Source organism: Streptomyces sp. NPDC053432 (assembly GCF_055585365.1).
The window spans coordinates 280,028-297,959 of sequence record NZ_JBVJKF010000004.1 but is presented as its reverse complement, the minus strand read 5'-3'; the positions used below and the strand labels follow the sequence as shown (position 1 = coordinate 297,959).

11 protein-coding genes are annotated in these 17,932 nt (G+C 73.3%); 7 read left to right on the top strand and 4 right to left on the bottom strand.

The genetic code is table 11. From position 1 onward, the window contains the following. Nucleotides 1-44: 44 nt before the first annotated feature. The 3 genes from ACZ6Y1_RS09655 to ACZ6Y1_RS09645 all read left to right on the top strand — a co-directional run bounded on the left by ACZ6Y1_RS09655 (nt 45) and on the right by ACZ6Y1_RS09645 (nt 3,805). Nucleotides 45-902, top strand: coding sequence for a M24 family metallopeptidase (locus ACZ6Y1_RS09655; RefSeq protein ID WP_469625426.1), 858 nt, complete (start codon nt 45-47; stop codon nt 900-902). After that, on the top strand, nt 899-2,707 hold the full coding sequence (locus ACZ6Y1_RS09650; protein WP_469625424.1) for an SDR family oxidoreductase: 1,809 nt from the start codon (nt 899-901) through the stop codon (nt 2,705-2,707). The genes ACZ6Y1_RS09655 and ACZ6Y1_RS09650 overlap by 4 nt, the downstream gene beginning before the upstream one ends. Nucleotides 2,708-2,890: 183 nt before the next feature. Then, nucleotides 2,891-3,805, top strand: a complete 915-nt coding sequence (locus ACZ6Y1_RS09645) for a MerR family transcriptional regulator (protein ID WP_469625422.1) — start codon at nt 2,891-2,893, stop codon at nt 3,803-3,805. 149 nt (nt 3,806-3,954) lie between these two features. Here ACZ6Y1_RS09645 and ACZ6Y1_RS09640 read toward each other — a convergent pair whose 3' ends face one another. Continuing rightward, complete coding sequence (locus ACZ6Y1_RS09640; protein ID WP_469625420.1) at nt 3,955-4,716, bottom strand: aquaporin; 762 nt, start codon at nt 4,714-4,716, stop codon at nt 3,955-3,957. A gap of 133 nt (nt 4,717-4,849) precedes the next feature. On the opposite strand from ACZ6Y1_RS09640, the gene ACZ6Y1_RS09635 reads away from it, so the two are divergent. From ACZ6Y1_RS09635 to ACZ6Y1_RS09625, 3 genes are all read left to right on the top strand, one after another. After that, entirely contained in the window at nt 4,850-5,389 is a 540-nt protein-coding gene (locus tag ACZ6Y1_RS09635) for an RNA 2'-phosphotransferase (RefSeq protein WP_469625417.1), read from the top strand. Between the two features lie 138 nt (nt 5,390-5,527). After that, nucleotides 5,528-7,420, top strand: coding sequence for an HSP90 family protein (locus tag ACZ6Y1_RS09630; protein ID WP_469625415.1), 1,893 nt, complete (start codon nt 5,528-5,530; stop codon nt 7,418-7,420). Further along, nucleotides 7,417-10,542, top strand: coding sequence for a tetratricopeptide repeat protein (locus tag ACZ6Y1_RS09625; RefSeq protein WP_469625413.1), 3,126 nt, complete (start codon nt 7,417-7,419; stop codon nt 10,540-10,542). The genes ACZ6Y1_RS09630 and ACZ6Y1_RS09625 overlap by 4 nt, the downstream gene beginning before the upstream one ends. 79 nt (nt 10,543-10,621) lie before the next feature. Here the strand turns inward: ACZ6Y1_RS09625 and ACZ6Y1_RS09620 are convergent, their stop codons facing one another. Further along, nucleotides 10,622-11,527, bottom strand: a complete 906-nt coding sequence (locus tag ACZ6Y1_RS09620; protein ID WP_469625411.1) for an LLM class flavin-dependent oxidoreductase — start codon at nt 11,525-11,527, stop codon at nt 10,622-10,624. A gap of 89 nt (nt 11,528-11,616) precedes the next feature. On the opposite strand from ACZ6Y1_RS09620, the gene ACZ6Y1_RS09615 reads away from it, so the two are divergent. Beyond that, nucleotides 11,617-12,513: a Cof-type HAD-IIB family hydrolase gene (locus ACZ6Y1_RS09615; protein WP_469625409.1), complete on the top strand. Its 897-nt coding sequence runs from the start codon at nt 11,617-11,619 to the stop codon at nt 12,511-12,513. A 27-nt stretch (nt 12,514-12,540) separates the two neighbouring features. On the opposite strand, the gene ACZ6Y1_RS09610 is transcribed toward ACZ6Y1_RS09615, so the two are convergent. Together ACZ6Y1_RS09610 and cydD are read right to left on the bottom strand one after the other, a co-directional pair. After that, complete coding sequence (locus ACZ6Y1_RS09610) at nt 12,541-14,286, bottom strand: sensor histidine kinase (RefSeq protein ID WP_469625407.1); 1,746 nt, start codon at nt 14,284-14,286, stop codon at nt 12,541-12,543. Between the two features lie 24 nt (nt 14,287-14,310). Continuing rightward, nucleotides 14,311-17,901: a thiol reductant ABC exporter subunit CydD gene (cydD, locus tag ACZ6Y1_RS09605; RefSeq protein ID WP_469625405.1), complete on the bottom strand. Its 3,591-nt coding sequence runs from the start codon at nt 17,899-17,901 to the stop codon at nt 14,311-14,313. Nucleotides 17,902-17,932: the final 31 nt, after the last annotated feature.

Sequence of the window (17,932 nt, the reverse complement as noted above, 5' to 3'; positions counted from 1 at the left end):
TCAACTTACGGGCGCGTACGGCTACAGGGGACGGGACTGCTGGCATGGCTGGGGACACCAAGCAACGCACCGCGCGGCTCGACACCGACCTGCGCGGGTTCAGGGAAGTGCAACGGCTCTCCTACGAGTGCGCGGAGGCCGTCGCGGCCCAGCTGCGGCCCGGGGTGACCGAGCGCGAAGCCGCGCGCATGCAGCGTGAATGGCTGCGCGAGCGGGGCGTACGGGACTGGTTCCACCTGCCGTTCGCCTGGTTCGGGGACCGCACCGCGTTCGTGAACTTCAAGATCCCGCTCCAGTTCTTCCCCACCAACCGGAAGCTGGAGCCGGGGATGCCGTTCATCCTCGACATGGCTCCGGTCTACAAGGGGTACGCGGCCGACATCGGGTACTCGGGCAGCCTCGGTCTCAATCCGGTGCAGGACCGGCTCATGTCCGACCTGCGCGAACACCGGGTGCTGATCCTGGAGCAGGTGCGCGAGCGCCGGTCGCTGCGTGAGATCTACGAGAACGTCGAGCGGCTGATGACCCGGCAGGGGTACGCCAACCGGCATCGCGCGTACCCCTTCGGCGTCATCGCCCACAAGATCGACCGGGTCAAGGAGCGGCGCTGGTCGCCGACGGCGTTCGGTTTCGGCACGCAGTCCCTCAAGGGGCTGGCCGGTGACGCCCTGCGCGGACACCGTGAGGGCTGGTCCCCGCTGTGGAGCCCGTACCGCTTCTCCGACCACGCGCCGCAGGCCGGCCTGTGGGCGGTGGAGCCCCATCTGGGCTTCCGGGGCACGGGGGCGAAGTTCGAGGAGATCCTGGTCGTCACCGACTCCCGGGATCCCGAGGAGAGCGCGTTCTGGCTGGACGACGATCTGCCGCACGTGCGGCGCTGGGCCGAGGAGAAGGCAGCATGAGCGGCATGAACCGTATGAACGGCACCGGTGGAGCGGGCGCGGTGGGACTGGCCGGTGGGCGCGAGCGCCGGGTGGGCACGGGCGGCATCGAACTGTGCGTCGTCGAGCTCGGCGAGACGGGCCGGCCGACCGTGGTGCTCGTGCACGGCTATCCGGACAGCAAGGAGGTCTGGTCGGAGGTGGCCGAGCGGCTCGCGGAGCGCTTCCACGTGGTGCTGTACGACGTGCGCGGACACGGGCGCTCCAGCGCGCCGCAGCCGCTGCGCGGCGGTTTCACCCTGGAGAAGCTGACCGACGACTTCCTGGCCGTGGCGGACGCCGTCAGCCCCGACCGGCCGGTGCACCTGGTCGGCCACGACTGGGGCTCGGTCCAGGGCTGGGAGTTCGCGACGGTCGCCCGCACCGAGGGCCGCATCGCCTCCTTCACCTCGGTGTCCGGTCCCTCCCTCGACCACTTCGGGCACTGGATCAAGAAGCGGATGTCGCGGCCCACCCCGCGCCGGGCGGCGCAGCTGCTCGGCCAGGGCGCCAAGTCCTGGTACGTGTACATGCTGCACACGCCCGTGCTGCCGGAGCTCGCCTGGCGCGGGCCGCTCGGCAGGCGCTGGCCGAAGATGCTGGAGCGGGTCGAGAAGGTGCCGGCCGGCTCCTACCCGACGGCCTCACTGCCCTCGGACGCGGCGCACGGGGCCTGGCTCTACCGGGACAACGTGCGGCCCCGCCTGCGCCGGCCCCGCCCGGACGCCTTCGCGCACGTCCCGGTGCAGCTGATCACCCCGACGGGGGACGCGTTCCTCTCGGAGCGGCTGTACGACGACCTGGAGCGGTGGGCTCCGGACCTGCTGCGCCGGACGCTGCCCGCCAAGCACTGGGTGCCGCGGACCCGGCCGGACCAGCTCGCCGCCTGGGTCGCCGAGTTCGTCACGGCCCGGGAGGAGCCTGCGACCCGCGCGCCGGAGCTGAAGGCCCCCGGCAAGTACGCCGACCGCTTCGGCGGCCAGCTGGTCCTGGTGACCGGCGCGGCCAGCGGCATCGGCCGCGCCACCGCCTTCGCCTTCGCCGAGGCCGGGGCCCGGGTGGTGGCCGTGGACCGGGACGGCGAGGGCGCGGCGCGCACGGCCGACATGGCCCGCCTCGTCGGCGCCCCGGAGGCCTGGGGCGAGTGCGTGGACGTCAGCGACGAGCAGGCGATGGAGAAGCTCGCGGCGAAGGTCGCGGCCGAGTACGGGATCGTGGACGTCCTGGTCAACAACGCCGGGATCGGTCTGTCCGGGTCCTTCCTCGACACCAGCGCCGAGGACTGGAAGAAGGTCCTCGACGTCAACCTGTGGGGCGTCATCCACGGCTGCCGGATATTCGGGAAGCAGATGGCCGAGCGCGGCCAGGGCGGGCACATAGTCAACACCGCCTCCGCCGCCGCCTACCTCCCCTCCCGGACCCTGCCCGCGTACAGCACTTCGAAGGCCGCCGTACTGATGCTGTCGGAGTGCCTGCGCGCGGAACTGGCCTCGAAGTCGATCGGCGTCTCGGCGATCTGCCCCGGCATCGTCAACACCAACATCACCGCCACCTCCCGTTTCGCCGGGGTGGACGCGGCCGAGGAGAAGCGCCGCCAGGAACGCTCCTCACGGCTGTACGGGCTGCGCAACTTCCCGCCGGAGAAGGTGGCCGACGCGATCCTGCGGGCCGTGGTGCGCAACGAGGCGGTGGTACCGGTGACTCCGGAGTCCAAGGGCGCCCTGTGGATGTCCCGCTTCGCGCCCCGCACTCTGCGCCGGATCGCGCGCCTGGAGCCCAGGCTGTGAGCGGGGTCGCCGTCCCGGCTCGCAGAGAGCCCGGCACGGCCATACCCGGCTCCATCCGGCGGTCGTACCATCCCTCGCAGGAGGGCTCGCTGCGCAGGGCGGTCGAGCACCTTGCGGCTTCACCTGCCGCCCGGTCCGCGGCGGGCGCGGTCGGCCGAGCCGCGATGTCGTAGGGAGCCGGGATTGTCCGATCAGGCCGTAGCCGAGTACCGGATCGAGGATCTGGCGCACCACAGCGGGGCGACGGTGCGCACGATCCGTGCGTACCAGGACCGCGGGCTGCTGCCGAAGCCGGAGCGGCGGGGCCGCTCCAACGTCTACCGGGACACGCATCTGGCGCGGCTGCGCCAGATCGCGGACCTGCTGGACCGCGGCTACACCCTGGCCTCCATCAAGGAACTGCTGGAGGCCTGGGACGCCGGGCGCGGGCTGGGGGGCGTGCTGGGGCTGGTCGCCGAGGTGCACGGCCCGTGGACCGACGAGGAGGCGGCCCGGATCACCCGGGAGGAGCTGAACGAGCGGTTCGGCGGCAGGCCCGACGACGACGCCGTGGGCGAGGCGTGCGAGCTGGGGGTGCTGGAGCGGATCCCGGGACGCCCGGATCAGTTCCTGGTGCCCTCCCCGCAGGAGCTGGCCGTGGCCGCCGAGCTGTACGCGGCCGGGGTGCCGCTGTCGGCGATCACCGGGCACCTGCGGGAACTGCGGGGGCAGGTCGAGCACATCGCCTCGCGGTTCCTGGAGTTCACCACCGAGCACGTCTTCGCGCGCTACCTCGGGCAGGTGCCGCCGACCGACGCGGACGCGGCGGAGGCGGCGACGATGGTACGGCGGCTGCGGCCATTGGCCCAGCAGACGGTGGACGCGGAGCTGGCGCGGGCGATGCGGCTGTTCGCCACGCGGCACCTGCAGCGGCACCTCGGGGCGTCCGGCGCACCCCAGCCGTCGGGTCCCTCACCGGTGGTGCTGCCGGCCGGGACGGTCCGGGCGGTGCAGGAGCTGGTCGGCGCGGAGCACGTCGCGGAGTTCGTCCGGGCGGCGACGGAGCGGGAGCTGCAGGCCCGGACGATGAACGATCTGGCACGCCGGGGCAATCGCTGAGGAGCGCGCCAGGGCATACGGCGGGCATACGGAAGGATGTGCGTCCGCCCGTTCAGTAGTCCACAGGGCGGATCACGCGTTTGCCGTCAAAACCCGCCCAATCGGCTGTGGACAAGTCCACTTCACCTGTGGGCAACGGAGCCCGCGTCTCAACCGATGGTCTCGAACTCGCCCTTGGCCGGCGAGGTCCCGGCGGGCACGATGTCGGCCGGCACCGTCCTGTGGGTGCGCGTGCCCCCGTAGAGGATGCCCGCGAGGGCGAGGCCGAGGATGCCGCCGATCAGCTGCGCGGCGACGAACCCGGGCAGCGACTCCGGCGCGATGCCGGTGAAGGAGTCGCTGAAGGAGCGGCCGATGGTGCCGGCCGGGTTGGCGAAGGACCCGGAGGAGGTGAACCAGATCGCGACGGCGATGTACGCGGCGACCGCGGCCGGGATGAGCCTCGGACGCCCGATGCGCCCGAGGCCCTGGATGACCAGCACGAGTCCGGCGGTGGCGATCACCTCTCCGAGGAGCAGGTTCCCGCCGTCGCGGACCTGGGTGGCGAAGGCACCCGGCGTCCGGCCGAACATGACCTCGGCGAGGACGGCGCCGCCGATGGCCCCCGCGGTCTGGGCCGCGGTGTAGACGAGGGCGTCGCGGCCGCTGAGGCCCTCGCCGCCGGTGCGCCGGGCCCACCAGCTGACCAGGGTGACCACCGGGTTGAGGTGGGCGCCGGACAGCGGCCCGAGGAGGGTGATGATCAGCCCGAGACCGATGGCCGAGGCCAGCGAGTTGGCCAGCAGAGCCACGCCGGTGTCGGTGCTGAGCTGGGCGGCCTTGATGCCGGAACCGATCACGACCACGAGGAGACCGGCGGTTCCGATGATCTCGGCGGCTGCGCGGCGTGGCAGAGAGGTACGGGCTGTCATGATTTCTCCCCCTGGGCAGACGTAGCAGCGGAAAAGATATTCCGTATCTTGGAAAAACGATAGCGGTGTCCAGCGCCTCCCGGTACCACGAAAATCCCTTTTCGGAAGGTCCTCCACCCGGCACGCTGGGCTTATGGATGAAAGACGCACGGTCAAGGTCTCCAAATACGTCTCGAAACACCTGCGGCATCAGCCGGAACGGATCGGACTGGTGCTCGATGCCCACGGCTGGGTGGAGATCGACGACCTTCTGCGCGCGGCCACCGCCCACGGGTTCCCGTTCACCCGCGCCGAGCTCGACCACGTCGTCGCCGCCAACGACAAGCAGCGGTTCGCCGTCGACGGATCCCGGATCCGCGCCAGCCAGGGACACACCGTGCCCGTGGACCTGGGCCTTCCGGAGGCCGAGCCGCCCGCGTACCTCTACCACGGCACCGTCACCTCCGCCCTGGACGCGATCCGCGCCGAGGGCCTGCGCCCCATGGCCCGCCACCACGTCCATCTGTCCCCCGACCGGGAGACCGCCACCCGGGTCGGCGCCCGGCGCGGCCGGCCGGTGGTGCTCAGCGTGGACGCCGCGGCGATGCGCGAGGCCGGCCACGTCTTCCGGATCAGCGCCAACGGCGTATGGCTCGTCGACTGCGTGCCACCGCGTTTCCTGCGCTTCCAGTAACGCGCCGGGACCGGGGGGAATTCATACCGAGATTGTCGGACCATCCCCCTAATGTGTGTCCCACTCCGGGATCCGTGAGGGGGGGTACCTCGCGATCGCCGAACCAACCCTGCACACACGCACGCGAGGTGACGCACCATGACGTCCGAGTCCGAGTCCGAGTCCGAAACCGAATCCCACAGCTTCCAGGTCGATCTGCGCGGCCTGGTCGACCTCCTCTCCCACCACCTCTACTCCAGCCCCCGCGTCTACGTACGCGAGCTCCTGCAGAACGCCGTGGACGCGGTCACCGCCCGTCACGCCCTCGAACCCGGTGCGCAGGTCCGCATCCGGTTGTCGGCCACCGGAGGCCGGGTGACCATCGAGGACAGCGGCATCGGCCTGACCGCCGCCGAGGCTCACTCGCTCCTCGCCACCATCGGACGCAGCTCCAAGCGCGGCGGCGACCACGGACTGGAAGCCGCCCGCCGCGAATTCCTGGGCCAGTTCGGCATCGGCCTGCTCGCCTGTTTCGTCGTGGCCCGCCAGATCCGCGTCATCACCCGCTCCGCCCGCGACCCGCACGCCGCACCCGTCGAATGGCTGGCCACGGACGACGGCTCGTACACCGTCCGCGAACTGCCCCACGAGGCACGCCTGGAGCCCGGCACCACCGTGGTCCTGGAAGCCCGCCCCGGCGCCACCGAATGGACCGTCCCGGCCAAGGTCGAGCAACTGGCCCGCGACTACGGCTCCCTGCTCCCGTACGACATCACCTTCCACGACGGCGAGGGCGGCGAGCCGCGCCCGGTCACCGACCTGCCCGCCGTGTGGGACCGGCCCTTCCCCACCCCCGCCGCCCGCCGCGTCGCACTCGCCGGGCACTGCTCCGCACTCTTCGGATTCACCCCGCTCGACAGCATCGACCTCGACCTGCCCCTCGCCGGGGTGCGCGGAGTGGCGTACGTCCTTCCCGAACCGACCAGCCCCGCCCACCGGGCCGGACACCGCGTCCACCTCAAGGGCATGCTGCTGACCGACCGCGCCGACAACCTGCTGCCGGACTGGGCGTTCTTCGTGCGCGTCGTCCTCGACACCGACACCCTGCGCCCCACCGCCTCCCGCGAGAACCTGTACGACGACGAGACCCTCTCCGCCGTACGCGACGCCCTCGGTTCCCGCGTGCGCGGCTGGCTCGCCGAGCTCGCGGCGAGCGATCCCGAACGCCTCGCCGCCTTCCTGCGCGTCCACCACCTCGGTGTGAAGTCCATGGCCCGCCACGACTCCGAACTGCTCGGACTGATGCTGCCGTGGCTTCCCTTCGAGACCAGCGACGGCTCGATGAGCCTCCAGGAGTTCGCGGCCGCCCACACGGACATCCACTTCACTCGCACCGTGGAGGAGTTCCGCCAGATCGCCCCGATCGCCGCGGCCCACGGCCTCGGCATCATCAACGCCGGCTACACCTACGACGCCGACCTGCTGGCCCTGCTGCCCTCCGTACGACCGGAGCTGAAGGTCACCGAGCTCGACGCCGGAGCCGTCACCGAACGGCTCGACCCGGTGCCCACCGACGCCGAACTGGCACTGGCCCCCTTCCTCGCCACCGCCCGCACCCGCCTGGAGCCCCAGGGCTGCGACGTGGTGCTGCGCGCCTTCCAGCCCGTCACCGTCCCCGCGCTCTACCTCGACGACCGGCAGGCCCGCCAGGAACGCGACCGGAGCGCCGCACTGGAGAGCGCCGACTCCCTGTGGAGCGGCATCCTCGGCGCACTGCGCGGCTCCGCGCCCCGCGCCCGCCTCGTCCTCAACCACAACAACCCGCTGATCCGCAGGATCTCCTCCCTCCCCGACGAGGTGCTGACCGGCACCGCCGTCGAATCGCTGTACGGGCAGGCGCTGCTGATGTCCCAGCGGCCGCTGCGCCCCGCCGACTCGACCCTGCTCAACCGGGCCTTCCTCGGGCTCCTGGAATGGGCTACCCACCCGACGGCCCCGGCCCCCGCCGCCGACGACACCGACGCCCGCGACGCCCAGGAGGACCAGAAGTGACGACCGTGACGCGCGAGGAGATCGTGCGGGGTCTGGCCGAGAACCGGGAAGCCCCGAACGGCTCCGCGCGCAACGCACACGCCGAGGCACTGGCCGGGGCCGCGGAGACGAGCGGTGACCGGGCCCTGTTCCGCGAGGCCCTGGACAACCTGATCAACGCCTACCTCTACAGCTCCGAGTCCTCGAAGATGCTGGTGCCCTTCGCCCGGCTGCTCCAGGAGTACGACAAGGACCCGGGCGCCTTCTCCGAATGGGACGCGCACTCGCTGTTCTGGCAGTTCAAGTGGGTGGCGACGGCCATCTCGGACTCCCCCGGGATCCCCCTGGAGTCGGCCACGGGGTGGCTGGAGGAGATGGAGCGCCGGTACCGGACCGCGGGCTACAGCGAGCGGCCCGTCCGTGAGGCAGAGCTGTGGCTCGCCCACGCCATCGGCCAGGACGAGCGGGCCGAGCAGGCCTTCGCCCGCTGGCAAGCCGCGGACCGCGACACCATGAGCGACTGCCGCGCCTGCGAGCTCAACGGCCAGGGACAGTACGCCGTCCTGCGCGGGGACGACGCCGCCGCCCTCGACATCTGGAAGCCCGTCCTCGAAGGCGATCTGACGTGCGCCGAGGAGCCCCACCGCGTCCTCGCGACCTCGCTGCTGCCGCTGCTGCGGCTCGGCCGGACCGACGAAGCCCGCTCGCACCACCTGCGCGGCTACCGCCTGGCACGGGGCAACGACAGCCTGCTCCCGTCGGTCGGCCGGCACATCGAGTTCTGCGCGCTCACCGGCAACGAGTCCCGCGGCCTGGAGATCCTGGCCGAGCACGCCCCGCACGTGACCCCCCTCGCCAATGTCGACGACCAGCTGGCCTTCCACGGAGGGATCCTCGTCCTGCTGCGCCGCCTGGACGAACTCGGCCACGGACAGCTCCCCGCCGTCCCCTACGAGGGGACCCCCCGCACGGTTTCCGAGCTGTACGAGGTCCTGCACGCGGGCGCGCTCGACATCGCCCGGCAGTTCGACGCCCGCAACGGCACCACCCGCGTATCGGACCGGTTCCTGGAACGCGTCGCGCGGCAGCCGCTGGCCCGCGTGCTCCCGCTGGGCGTGCGGGGCACCGCGCTGCCGCAGGCCGCTCCCGGGACGCCCGCCCAGCCCGGCTCGGCCCCGGCGGCCACGCTGGCCGAGCCGGCCGCGACAGCAGGCGGCCCGCACTCCTCCCTCGGCTTCGACGAGCTGGTGGAGCGGGCCCGCAACGCCCGCGACCAGGGACATCCGAGTGCGGACGCACTGTGGGCCGAGGTCGCCGTACGGGCGCACGCGCAGCCGGGGACCGACCCGCTGGTCCGCGCCGATCTCGCTGACCACCGCGCCCTGGCCGCTGCCAGGAGCGGCGCCGAGGAGGCGGCCGGGCTGCTCGCCGCCGTGCGGGACGAGTACCTGGCGCTCGGCCGGACGGAGCGGGCAGCACTGGCCGAGCTCCGGCTGGCCAGCGAGGCCGCCCAGTCCGGGGCCGGACCCGCACGGATCCGGGAACTGCTGGCGGCGGCCGTCCGGGCCGCCGAGGCACTGGACCCGGCCGAACCGCTGCGCCCGCGCCGCATCGCGCTCGCGGAACTGGCCGAGATCCGCGTGGAGTCGTACCTGCGCTCGGTCGAGGCGTCCGGTGCCGCGGACCACTCCCACGCCCACGGCCACAGGCACGGCCATGGCCACGGCGAGGAGCACGGCCACGACGGGCTCGCGGCCGAACTGACCGCCTTCGTCGCGGCCTACCGGGACACGCCCCTGGCGGACCTGGTCGCGGACGCCGAGGAGATGCTGGGCCGGGTGGCCCTCTCCCAAGGTGATCCGGAGCGGGCCGTGGCCCTGCTGGCCGATGCCGCCGCGCGGGCGGTCGGAGCGGGCCGGCCGTGGCAGGCGGTGGACCCCCTGGTACTGCGGGCGGGGGTACTGATGTCGCTCGACCGCCCCGAGGAAGCGGAGCAGGCGGCACGTTCGGGTCTGGAGCACGCCGCCGAGGTGACCGATCCCGAGACCCAGGGCGTCGTACGGCTGACCCTCGCGGACATCCTGCTGCGGCGCGGCGGCGCGGCGGCGGAGACCGCCGACCACGCGCTGGCGGCGTCCCACTGGTTCGACCAGGCCGGTCTCACCGCCGACGGCGGGGCACAGGCCCGGCTGCTGCTGGCCCGCGCGTACGCGACGGACGGCCGGGAGGCCGAGGCGGCGGAGATCCTGCAGTCGACGCTGCCCGACCTGCTGGAGCACGGCGACCAGCAGACGGTGTTCGCACGGGAACTCCTGGGCGATCTGCTGCGCCGGCTGAACGAGGCCCGGTCGGCGGCCGAGCAGTACCTCCTCGCCGCCGAGGCGGCCGAGGGCTGGGAGGACGCACGTCCGCAGGCGAGCCTCGCGCAGTCGGCCGCCGACGCCCTCTCCGACGCGGGGCTGGTCGAAGAGGCGGCTGCGGCCTACGAGCGCTCCCTCGTCCTGCACCGGCGGGCGGGCGGGGCACCGGTCGCCGAGGTGCGGATCCTGCGCTCCCTGGCCTGGCTGGGACTGGGCGAGGAGGTCACCGGGGAGACCGTGGAGCGGGCCCGGGCCCGGATGGCCGAGGCCGCCGCGGTACTGGAGGCCGCCCTGGCGGCGGATCCCGGTGCCCCCGAGCTGCGCTCCGAACTCGCCCAGACCTGGCACCAGCTGGCGCAGGTGCTCGACCAGCACGTCGTCGCGAACGGGCAGTCCTACGCGGACGACGACGGGGACGACGAGGACCGGGACGACGAGGACGGGGACGCCGAGGACCGGGACGACGAGGACCGGGACGACGAGCTCGGGGAGCTTTCCGGGCCCTCGCTCAGCGACGCGGAGGTCGACGGGCTGCGTGTCGAGGAGATCGAACTCTGGGACCGGGCCGCCCGGGCCTACGCGGAGCTCGGTGCCGGCCATCTCCGTGACCGGTTCCAGTGCGTGACCAACGCCGCGTGGACCGAACACGAGCGGGGCGACGCCGAAGCGGGCGCCACCCGTGTCTCCGCCCTGATCGATGAGCTGCGGCCACTGTCCGAGGACGAGTTGCCGGAGTGGCTGCTGCCTTCCGCGGAGCGTGTCCTCGGCCAGCTGAGGGGCTGAGCCACCCGTCGCCGCTTCCCGTGCGGATGTCCGGGAAGCGGCGACGGGGCGGGCAGACGACGGCCGGGCCGGCGGCCGGTCAGCGCTCCAGCTGAGCCAGTCCCTCGGTGGCGATCGCCTCGAAGACGCTCTCGTCCGAGGCGAAGTCGGAGTCCGGGATCGGGGCGTGGATCACCAGCTCCGTGAAGCCGAGCTCGCGGTGGCGGCCGGCGAAGTCGACGAACGCGTCCACGGACTCCAGCACCCGGTTGGCCTCGGGCGTGAAGCCGGTCAGCAGGATCTTCTCCATCGGCTCGGACTCCCGCCCGATCTCCGCCAGCGCCTTGTCGAGGCGTTCGAGCTGCCCGCGCAGGGCCTCGCGCGACTGCTCGGGCGTCCCCTCCTCGAAGAGCTTCGGATCGCCCGTGGTCACCCACGCCTGGCCGTGGCGGGCGGCGAGCCGCATACCGCGCGGTCCCGTCGCGGCGACGGCGAACGGCAGCCTCGGCCGCTGCACACAGCCGGGGATGTTGCGCGCCTCCTCGGCGGAGTAGAAGGTCCCCTCCTGACTCACCGCGCCCTCGGTCAGCAGCCGGTCCAGCAGCGGCACGAACTCGGCGAAGCGGTCGGCCCGCTCACGCGGCGTCCAGGCCTCCTGGCCCAGCACGGTCGAGTCGAAGCCGTTGCCGCCCGCGCCGATGCCGAGCGTGATCCGCCCGCCGGAGATGTCGTCGAGAGAGATCAGGTCCTTGGCCAGGGTCACCGGGTGCCGGAAGTTCGGCGAGGTCACCAGCGTGCCCAGGCGCATACGCTGCGTCGCCGCCGCCGCGGCAGTGAGAGTGGGGATCGCACCGAACCACGGCCCGTCCCGGAAGGACCGCCAGGACAGGTGGTCGTAGGTGTAGGCCGTGTGGAAGCCGAGCTGTTCGGCCCGCAGCCACTGGTCGCGGCCTCCCTCGTGCCATCGCCGTACCGGAAGGATCACCGTGCTCAGACGCAGACTCATGTGTCGAGCCTACGGGGAGGCGATGTTTCACGTGAAACATGCCTCGCCGCGACCTCCGGGGCACGGGCGGGGTCGGGCGGTTCGGGGCCATGGGCGAAGATGGGTCGGTGATCTCGGCTTCCCCGCGTCCGGACGGGACGACCCCCGTGCCCCGGCTCATCGCCACCGACCTCGACGGAACTCTGCTGCGCGACGACCAGTCCGTCTCGGAGCGCACCGTCGCCGCGCTCGCCGCAGCCGAGGAGGCCGGCATCGAGGTCTTCTTCGTGACCGGCCGCCCGGCCCGCTGGATGGACGTGGTCAGCGACCATGTCCACGGGCACGGCCTCGCGATCTGCGCCAACGGGGCGGCGGTCGTCGACCTCCACGCGGGACGCGAGTTCGTACTGGTCAGGGCCCTTCCCCGGGACGCGGCGCTCTCCGTCGTCGAGGCCTTGCGCGCGGCGGCTCCCGGCACTTCCTTCGCCGTCGAGATGACCACCGGCATCAACTACGAACCCGCCTACCCGCCCTTCTTCAAGGACCCGGGCGCGATCCTGGCCAGCGCCGAGAAGCTGCTCAGGGAAGACACGGGCGACGGCGCCGCACCCGTGCTCAAGCTGCTCGCCCACCACACCGAGCTCGCCCCCGACGAGTTCCTGGAGCTGGCGCGCTCCGCCGCCGGCTCGTACGCGTCGATCACCCGGTCCAGCCCGACCGCTCTCCTGGAGATCAGCGGGCACGGCGTCTCCAAGGCGAGCACCCTGGCGCTGTGCTGCGCCGAGCGGGGCATCTCCGCCGACGAGGTGGTCGCCTTCGGGGACATGCCGAACGACGTCGAGATGCTCGGCTGGGCGGGCACCTCGTACGCGATGGGCAACGCCCACCCCGACGTGATCGCGGCCGCGTCCGGGCGCACGACCGCCAACAACGAGGACGGGGTCGCCGTCGTCATCGAGCGCATCGTGGCCGAACGCATCGCACAGCGGCAGCAGGGACACGTCTAGGAAGTGCCTGCCGGGCCTGAAGAGGCCCTAGAGCGGGGCCTCCCACACCAGGGTGGTTCCTCCGCCGTCCTCGCCGATGCCCGGGCCGTACCAGCTCGACCCGCCCAGCGACTCGGCCCGCCGGCGCAGGTTCCGCAGCCCGCTGCGCCGGCCGCCCTCGGGGATGCCCACCCCGTCGTCGGCGACCTCCAGCCGGACCCCGGGCCGCCCGTCGTCGAGGGTGATGGTGCAGTCCAGGACCACCTCGATCCGGGACGCGTCGGCGTGCCGGAAGGCGTTGGAGAGGGCCTCGCGCAGTGCGGCGATCAGGTTCTTGCCCACCAGCTCGCCGACGACCGCGTCGATCGGGCCGAGGAATCGGTGCGCGGGCTTGAAGCCCAGCGGCACGGCGGCCATGTTGATCTCGCGCAGCACCCGCGTACGAAGCCCGGAGGGGGCCTCCGCCGGACCCTGCTGGAGGGCGAAGATCGCGGTGCGGATCTCCTGGATCGTCACGTCCAGCTCGTCCACGGCCTTGCCCACGCCGTCACGGACCTCGGGGACGATGGAGCGGCGCTGGGCGCCCTCCAGCATCATGCCCGTGGCGAAGAGCCGCTGGATGACCAGGTCGTGCAGGTCCCGGGCGATCCGGTCCCGGTCCTCGAAGACGGCGAGCCGCTCCCGGTCCCGCTGGGCCTCGGCCATCATCAGGGCGAGAGCCGCCTGGGAGGCGAACTGGGTGGCCAGCGTCCGCTCGGCTTCGCTGAAGGGCCGCCCGCCGCGGGCGCGGGGGGTGACGAGCGCGCCGAGCACCCGTCCGCCGCTGTGCAGCGGGAGCATCATGCAGGGGCCGTACTCGCTGGTCAGCTTGCTGATCATGCGGGGATCGGAGGCGGCGTCCTCCACGAAGACCGGCTCGCCCTGGAGCAGCTTGTCCACCACGGGACTCTCGGCCGGAATCACCATGCCCAGCGAGGTGGCCGGGTTCTCGGCGGAGACGGCGACGATCTCCATCCCGCCCTCCTCGGCCGGGAGCATCACGATCCCGGCCGCGGAGTCGGCGAGGTGGCGGGCCTGTTCGGCGACCACGGCGAGCGCGTCGTCGGCGTCCCCGCCGGACAGCAGGGCGGTGGTGACGGCGACCGAGCCGTCGATCCACCGCTCCCGCTGGGTGGCGGCCTCGTACAGCCGGGCGTTGCCGATGGCGATGCCCGCCTCGGTGGCCAGCACCCGGACCATGTGGACGTCGTAGTCGTTGAACTCGACCCCGCCGTTCTTCTCGGCGAGGTAGAGGTTGCCGAAGATCTCCCCCTGCACCCGGATCGGGACCCCGAGGAAGGTCTTCATCGGGGGGTGGTGCGCCGGGAACCCCGCCGACCTCGGGTCTTCGGTCAGGTCGGCGAGCCGCACCGTTTCGGGGTGCGAGATCAGCGCCCCGAGCAGGCCCCGCTTCCCGTCGGGGCGGTGCCCGATCTTCCGGGCCTGTTCGGTGTCGATCCCGTAGGTGACGAAGTCCGAGAGCCCCCGGCCCTCCGTGTCGACGACGCCGATCGCCGCGTAGCGTGCGCCGGCGAGCTCGGCCGCCGTCTCGCAGATGCGGTCGAGCGTGGAGTGCAGCTCGAGTCCCGTACCGACCGACCTCATGGCCTCCAGCAGCTGCGGCACCCGGGCCGTGAGCTCGGTGGACAGGCCGTGCAGACTCCTGGTGGCCTGGGTGGCGGCCTCCAGCGGGTCCGGCGTTCCAGGGGTTGCCTGTGACGGCTCGGGGGACTGCTGCGACTCCTGCACTGACATGCCCTTGAGCCTAGTTAGTGCCCATTAGCGGGGAAAGTCGGCCAAAGTACCGTCTGCCGCCCGTTCCCGCTCCAGCAGCCGGCGCAGTGGGCCCTCGGCGGCGGCGAGCTCCGCGTACGCGCCACGCTGTACGACCTCCCCGCGATCCAGGACGAGCACCTCGTCGACCGCTTCCAGACCGGCCAGCCGGTGCGTGATCAGCACGGTGGTGCGGCCCTCGGTCGCGGCCAGCAGGTCCGCCGTCAGGGCGTCCGCGGTTGCCAGGTCGAGGTGCTCGGCCGGTTCGTCGAGGACCAGTACGGGGAAGTCCGCGAGCAGTGCCCGGGCCAGGGCGAGGCGCTGGCGCTGCCCGCCCGAGATCCGTTCCCCGTGCTCGCCGACCAGTGTGTCCAGCCCGTCCGGCAGGCCGTCCGCCCATTCCAGCAGCCGGGCAGCGGCCAGCACCGCGCGCAGTTCCTCCTCGCTCGCGCCGGTCCGGGCCAGGCGCAGGTTCTCCCGTACGGAGCTGTCGAAGATGTGCGCGTCCTGGGCGCACAGGCCGACGAGCGTGCGGACGTCGTCCCCGTCGAGGGTGCGGGCGTCGCTCCCGCCCAGGGTGTACGTGCCCTCGCGCGGGTCCAGGAACCGGAGCAGCACCTGGGCCAGCGTGGTCTTGCCGGAACCCGATGGCCCGACGACGGCGATGCGCCGGCCGGCCTCCAGGGTCAGGTCGAGCCCGCGCAGCGCGTCCCGGTCCTGACCCGGGTGGCGGGCGCCGAGCCCGGTCAGCCTCACCGGGAACGGCGAGCCGGGCGCAGCGGCGGGCCGCTCCGGCTCGGCGACCGGGGCCGGAGCGTCGATGACCTCGTACAGCCGCTCGGCGCTGCGGCGCACCCGCTGGCGGTACTGGACGGCGAGCGGCAGTCCGGTCACCGCTTCGAAGGCGGCGAGCGGCGTGAGCACGGCGACGGCCATGGCCACCCCGGAGAGCCGTCCGCCGTGCACCGCGTTCGCGGCGAGCGCCGCGGAGACCACCACGGTGAGCCCGCACACCAGGGCGGACAGTCCGCCGCCGAGCCCGCTCGCGGCGGCGCCCCGCGCGGCGATTCCCGTCAGCAGGTGGTCGCTCTCGCGCGTACGGGCCTTGCGGTCCTCCAGCGCGCCGGCCACGGTCAGCTCCGCGGTGCCGGTGAGCAGATCGGCCACCCGGGTGGCCAGTTCGCCGCGGGCGGGCGCGAGCCGGCGCTCAGCACGGCGGGCGCATGCCCCGCTGACCAGCGGCACACCGATCCCGGCGGCGAGCAGCCCCGCGGCGAGTACCGCTCCCGCCTCGGGCAGCAGCCAGGCGGTGAAGGCGACCGAGCCGGTGCCGACGATCAGCGCGGTGCCGACCGGCAGCAGCCAGCGCAGCCAGTAGTCCTGCAGCGCGTCGGCGTCGGCGACGAGACGGGCCAGCAGGTCCCCGCGCCGGTGCTCGCGCAGACCGGCGGGGGCGATGCGCTCCAGCCTCCGGTACACGGAGACCCGCAGGTCGGCGAGCATCCGCAGGACGGCGTCGTGGGAGACGAGCCGCTCGGCGTACCGGAAGACGGCCCGGCCCATACCGAAGGCCCGCGTGGCGGTGACGGCCACCATCAGATAGAGCACGGGCGGCTGTTCGGAGGCCCGCGAGATCAGCCACCCGGACACGGCCATCAGGCCGACGCTGCACCCGACGGCCAGCGCCCCCAGCAGCAGCCCGAGCCGGAACCGCCCCCGCCAGGCCTTGGCGGCGGCTCGTACCCGGCCGAGCGGGTCCGCGCCGGGGGTCCGCGCCGACGCGGGGCCGGCAGCCGGGGCGCCGTCCGGGTCCGGGTCCACGGCCCGCTGCGGATCCCGCTGCGGCTCCCGGGGCCGCAGCCCGGCGGCGCCGGACACGGCGGAGGAGGACACGGCGGCGCCGGACACGGCGGAGGAGGACACGGCGGCGGAAGACAGGGCGGGGGAGGACAGCGGCCCGGGGCGCACCTGCACGACCCGGTCGGCGAGGGCCAGCAGCGCCGGGCGGTGCACGACCAGCAGTACGGTCCGCCCCTCGGCGAGCCGGCGTACGGCCTCCACGATCCCGGCCTCGGTCTCCCCGTCCAGGGCCGCGGTGGGCTCGTCCAGCAGCAGAACGGGCCGGTCCGCCAGGAACGCCCGCGCCAGGGCGAGCCGCTGGCGCTGGCCGGCGGACAGGCCCGCCCCGCCCTCGCCGAGCCGGGTCGCCGTCCCCTGCGGCAGTGCGGCGACGAACGGCCACGCCCCGGCGTCCTCCAGGGCGGCGGTCACCTCGGCGTCCGAGGCCCCGGGGCGCGCCAGCCTCACGTTCTCGGCGATGGTCCCGGCGAACAGGTGCGGCCGCTGCGGCACCCACGCGATCCGCGAGCGCCACTGCTCCGGTGCCAGGTCGGCCAGATCCACACCCGCCACCCGGACCAGCCCCGAGGTCGGGGCCGTGAACCCGAGCAACACCTGGAGCAGCGTGGACTTCCCGGACCCGCTGGATCCGGTGAGGGCCACGCACTCCCCCGGCCCGACGGCCAGCGAGACGGGAGCGGGAGAGTCCTCGCCCCGGCCCGCGTGGCGGACGGCGACCCCGTCGATCTCGATCCGCAGCGGGGCCCCGGCCGGCAGCTCCGCCCGTCCGCCGGCACCGGGGAGCGGGGTCTCCAGTACGTCGAAGATCTCCTCCGCGGCGGCCAGCCCCTCGGCGGCCGCGTGGTACTGCGCCCCCACCTGCCGCAGCGGCAGGTACGCCTCGGGGGCCAGGATCAGGATGACCAGCCCGGTGTAGAGGTCGAGGCCGCCGTGGACCAGCCGCATGCCGATCGTCACGGCCACCAGCGCCACCGACAGGGTGGCCAGCAGTTCCAGTGCGAAGGAGGAGAGGAAGGCGATGCGCAGGGTGCGCATCGTGGCGCGCCGGTAGTCATCGGTGATCCTGCGGATCGACTCGGCCTGCGCCTTGGCCCGCCCGAAGACCTTCAGCGTCGGCAGGCCGGCCACCACGTCGAGGAAGTGCCCCGACAGCCGCGACAGCAGCCGCCACTGGCGGTCCATCCGCGACTGCGTGGCCATGCCGATCAGGATCATGAACACGGGGATGAGCGGCAGCGTGACCACGATGATGGCCGCCGACACCCAGTCCTCGGTGACGACGCGGGCGAGCACCGCCGCCGGTACGACCACGGCGAGCCCCAGCTGGGGCAGGTAGCGGGAGAAGTAGTCGTCGAGGGCGTCCACCCCTCGCGTGGCCAGCTGCACCAGCGAGCCGGTGCGCTGACCCGTCAGCCAGCCGGGTCCCAGGTCCGCGGCCCGCTCCAGGAGCCTGCCGCGCAGTTCCGACTTGACGGCCGCGCCGGCCCGGTGGGCGGCCAGCTCCGTCATCCAGGTGACCAGGCCGCGCCCCAGTGCCACCGCCGCGAGCAGCAGCAGTGGCGTCCGGAGCGCGGCCCCGTCCAGCCCCTTCTCGAAGGCGCCGACCACGATCTCGGCGATGAGCATCGCCTGACCGACGACCAGCCCCGCGCCGGCGACGCCCAGGGCCACCACCGCCCCCAGGAAGAGGCGGGTGGAACGGGCGTACCGGAGCAGGCGCGGGTCGATCGGTTTCACGTGAAACATCCCTCGGCAGGGGGTCGAACGG

Excerpts from the sequence above, each read along its gene's own strand:
- ACZ6Y1_RS09655 (WP_469625426.1), top strand. The coding sequence starts at position 45 with ATGGCTGGGGACACCAAGCAACGCACCGCGCGGCTCGACACCGACCTG.
- ACZ6Y1_RS09650 (WP_469625424.1), top strand. The coding sequence starts at position 899 with ATGAGCGGCATGAACCGTATGAACGGCACCGGTGGAGCGGGCGCGGTG.
- ACZ6Y1_RS09640 (WP_469625420.1), bottom strand. The coding sequence starts at position 4,716 with ATGACAGCCCGTACCTCTCTGCCACGCCGCGCAGCCGCCGAGATCATC.
- ACZ6Y1_RS09635 (WP_469625417.1), top strand. The coding sequence starts at position 4,850 with ATGGATGAAAGACGCACGGTCAAGGTCTCCAAATACGTCTCGAAACAC.
- ACZ6Y1_RS09630 (WP_469625415.1), top strand. The coding sequence starts at position 5,528 with ATGACGTCCGAGTCCGAGTCCGAGTCCGAAACCGAATCCCACAGCTTC.
- ACZ6Y1_RS09620 (WP_469625411.1), bottom strand. The coding sequence starts at position 11,527 with ATGAGTCTGCGTCTGAGCACGGTGATCCTTCCGGTACGGCGATGGCAC.
- ACZ6Y1_RS09615 (WP_469625409.1), top strand. The coding sequence starts at position 11,617 with ATGGGCGAAGATGGGTCGGTGATCTCGGCTTCCCCGCGTCCGGACGGG.
- ACZ6Y1_RS09610 (WP_469625407.1), bottom strand. The coding sequence starts at position 14,286 with ATGTCAGTGCAGGAGTCGCAGCAGTCCCCCGAGCCGTCACAGGCAACC.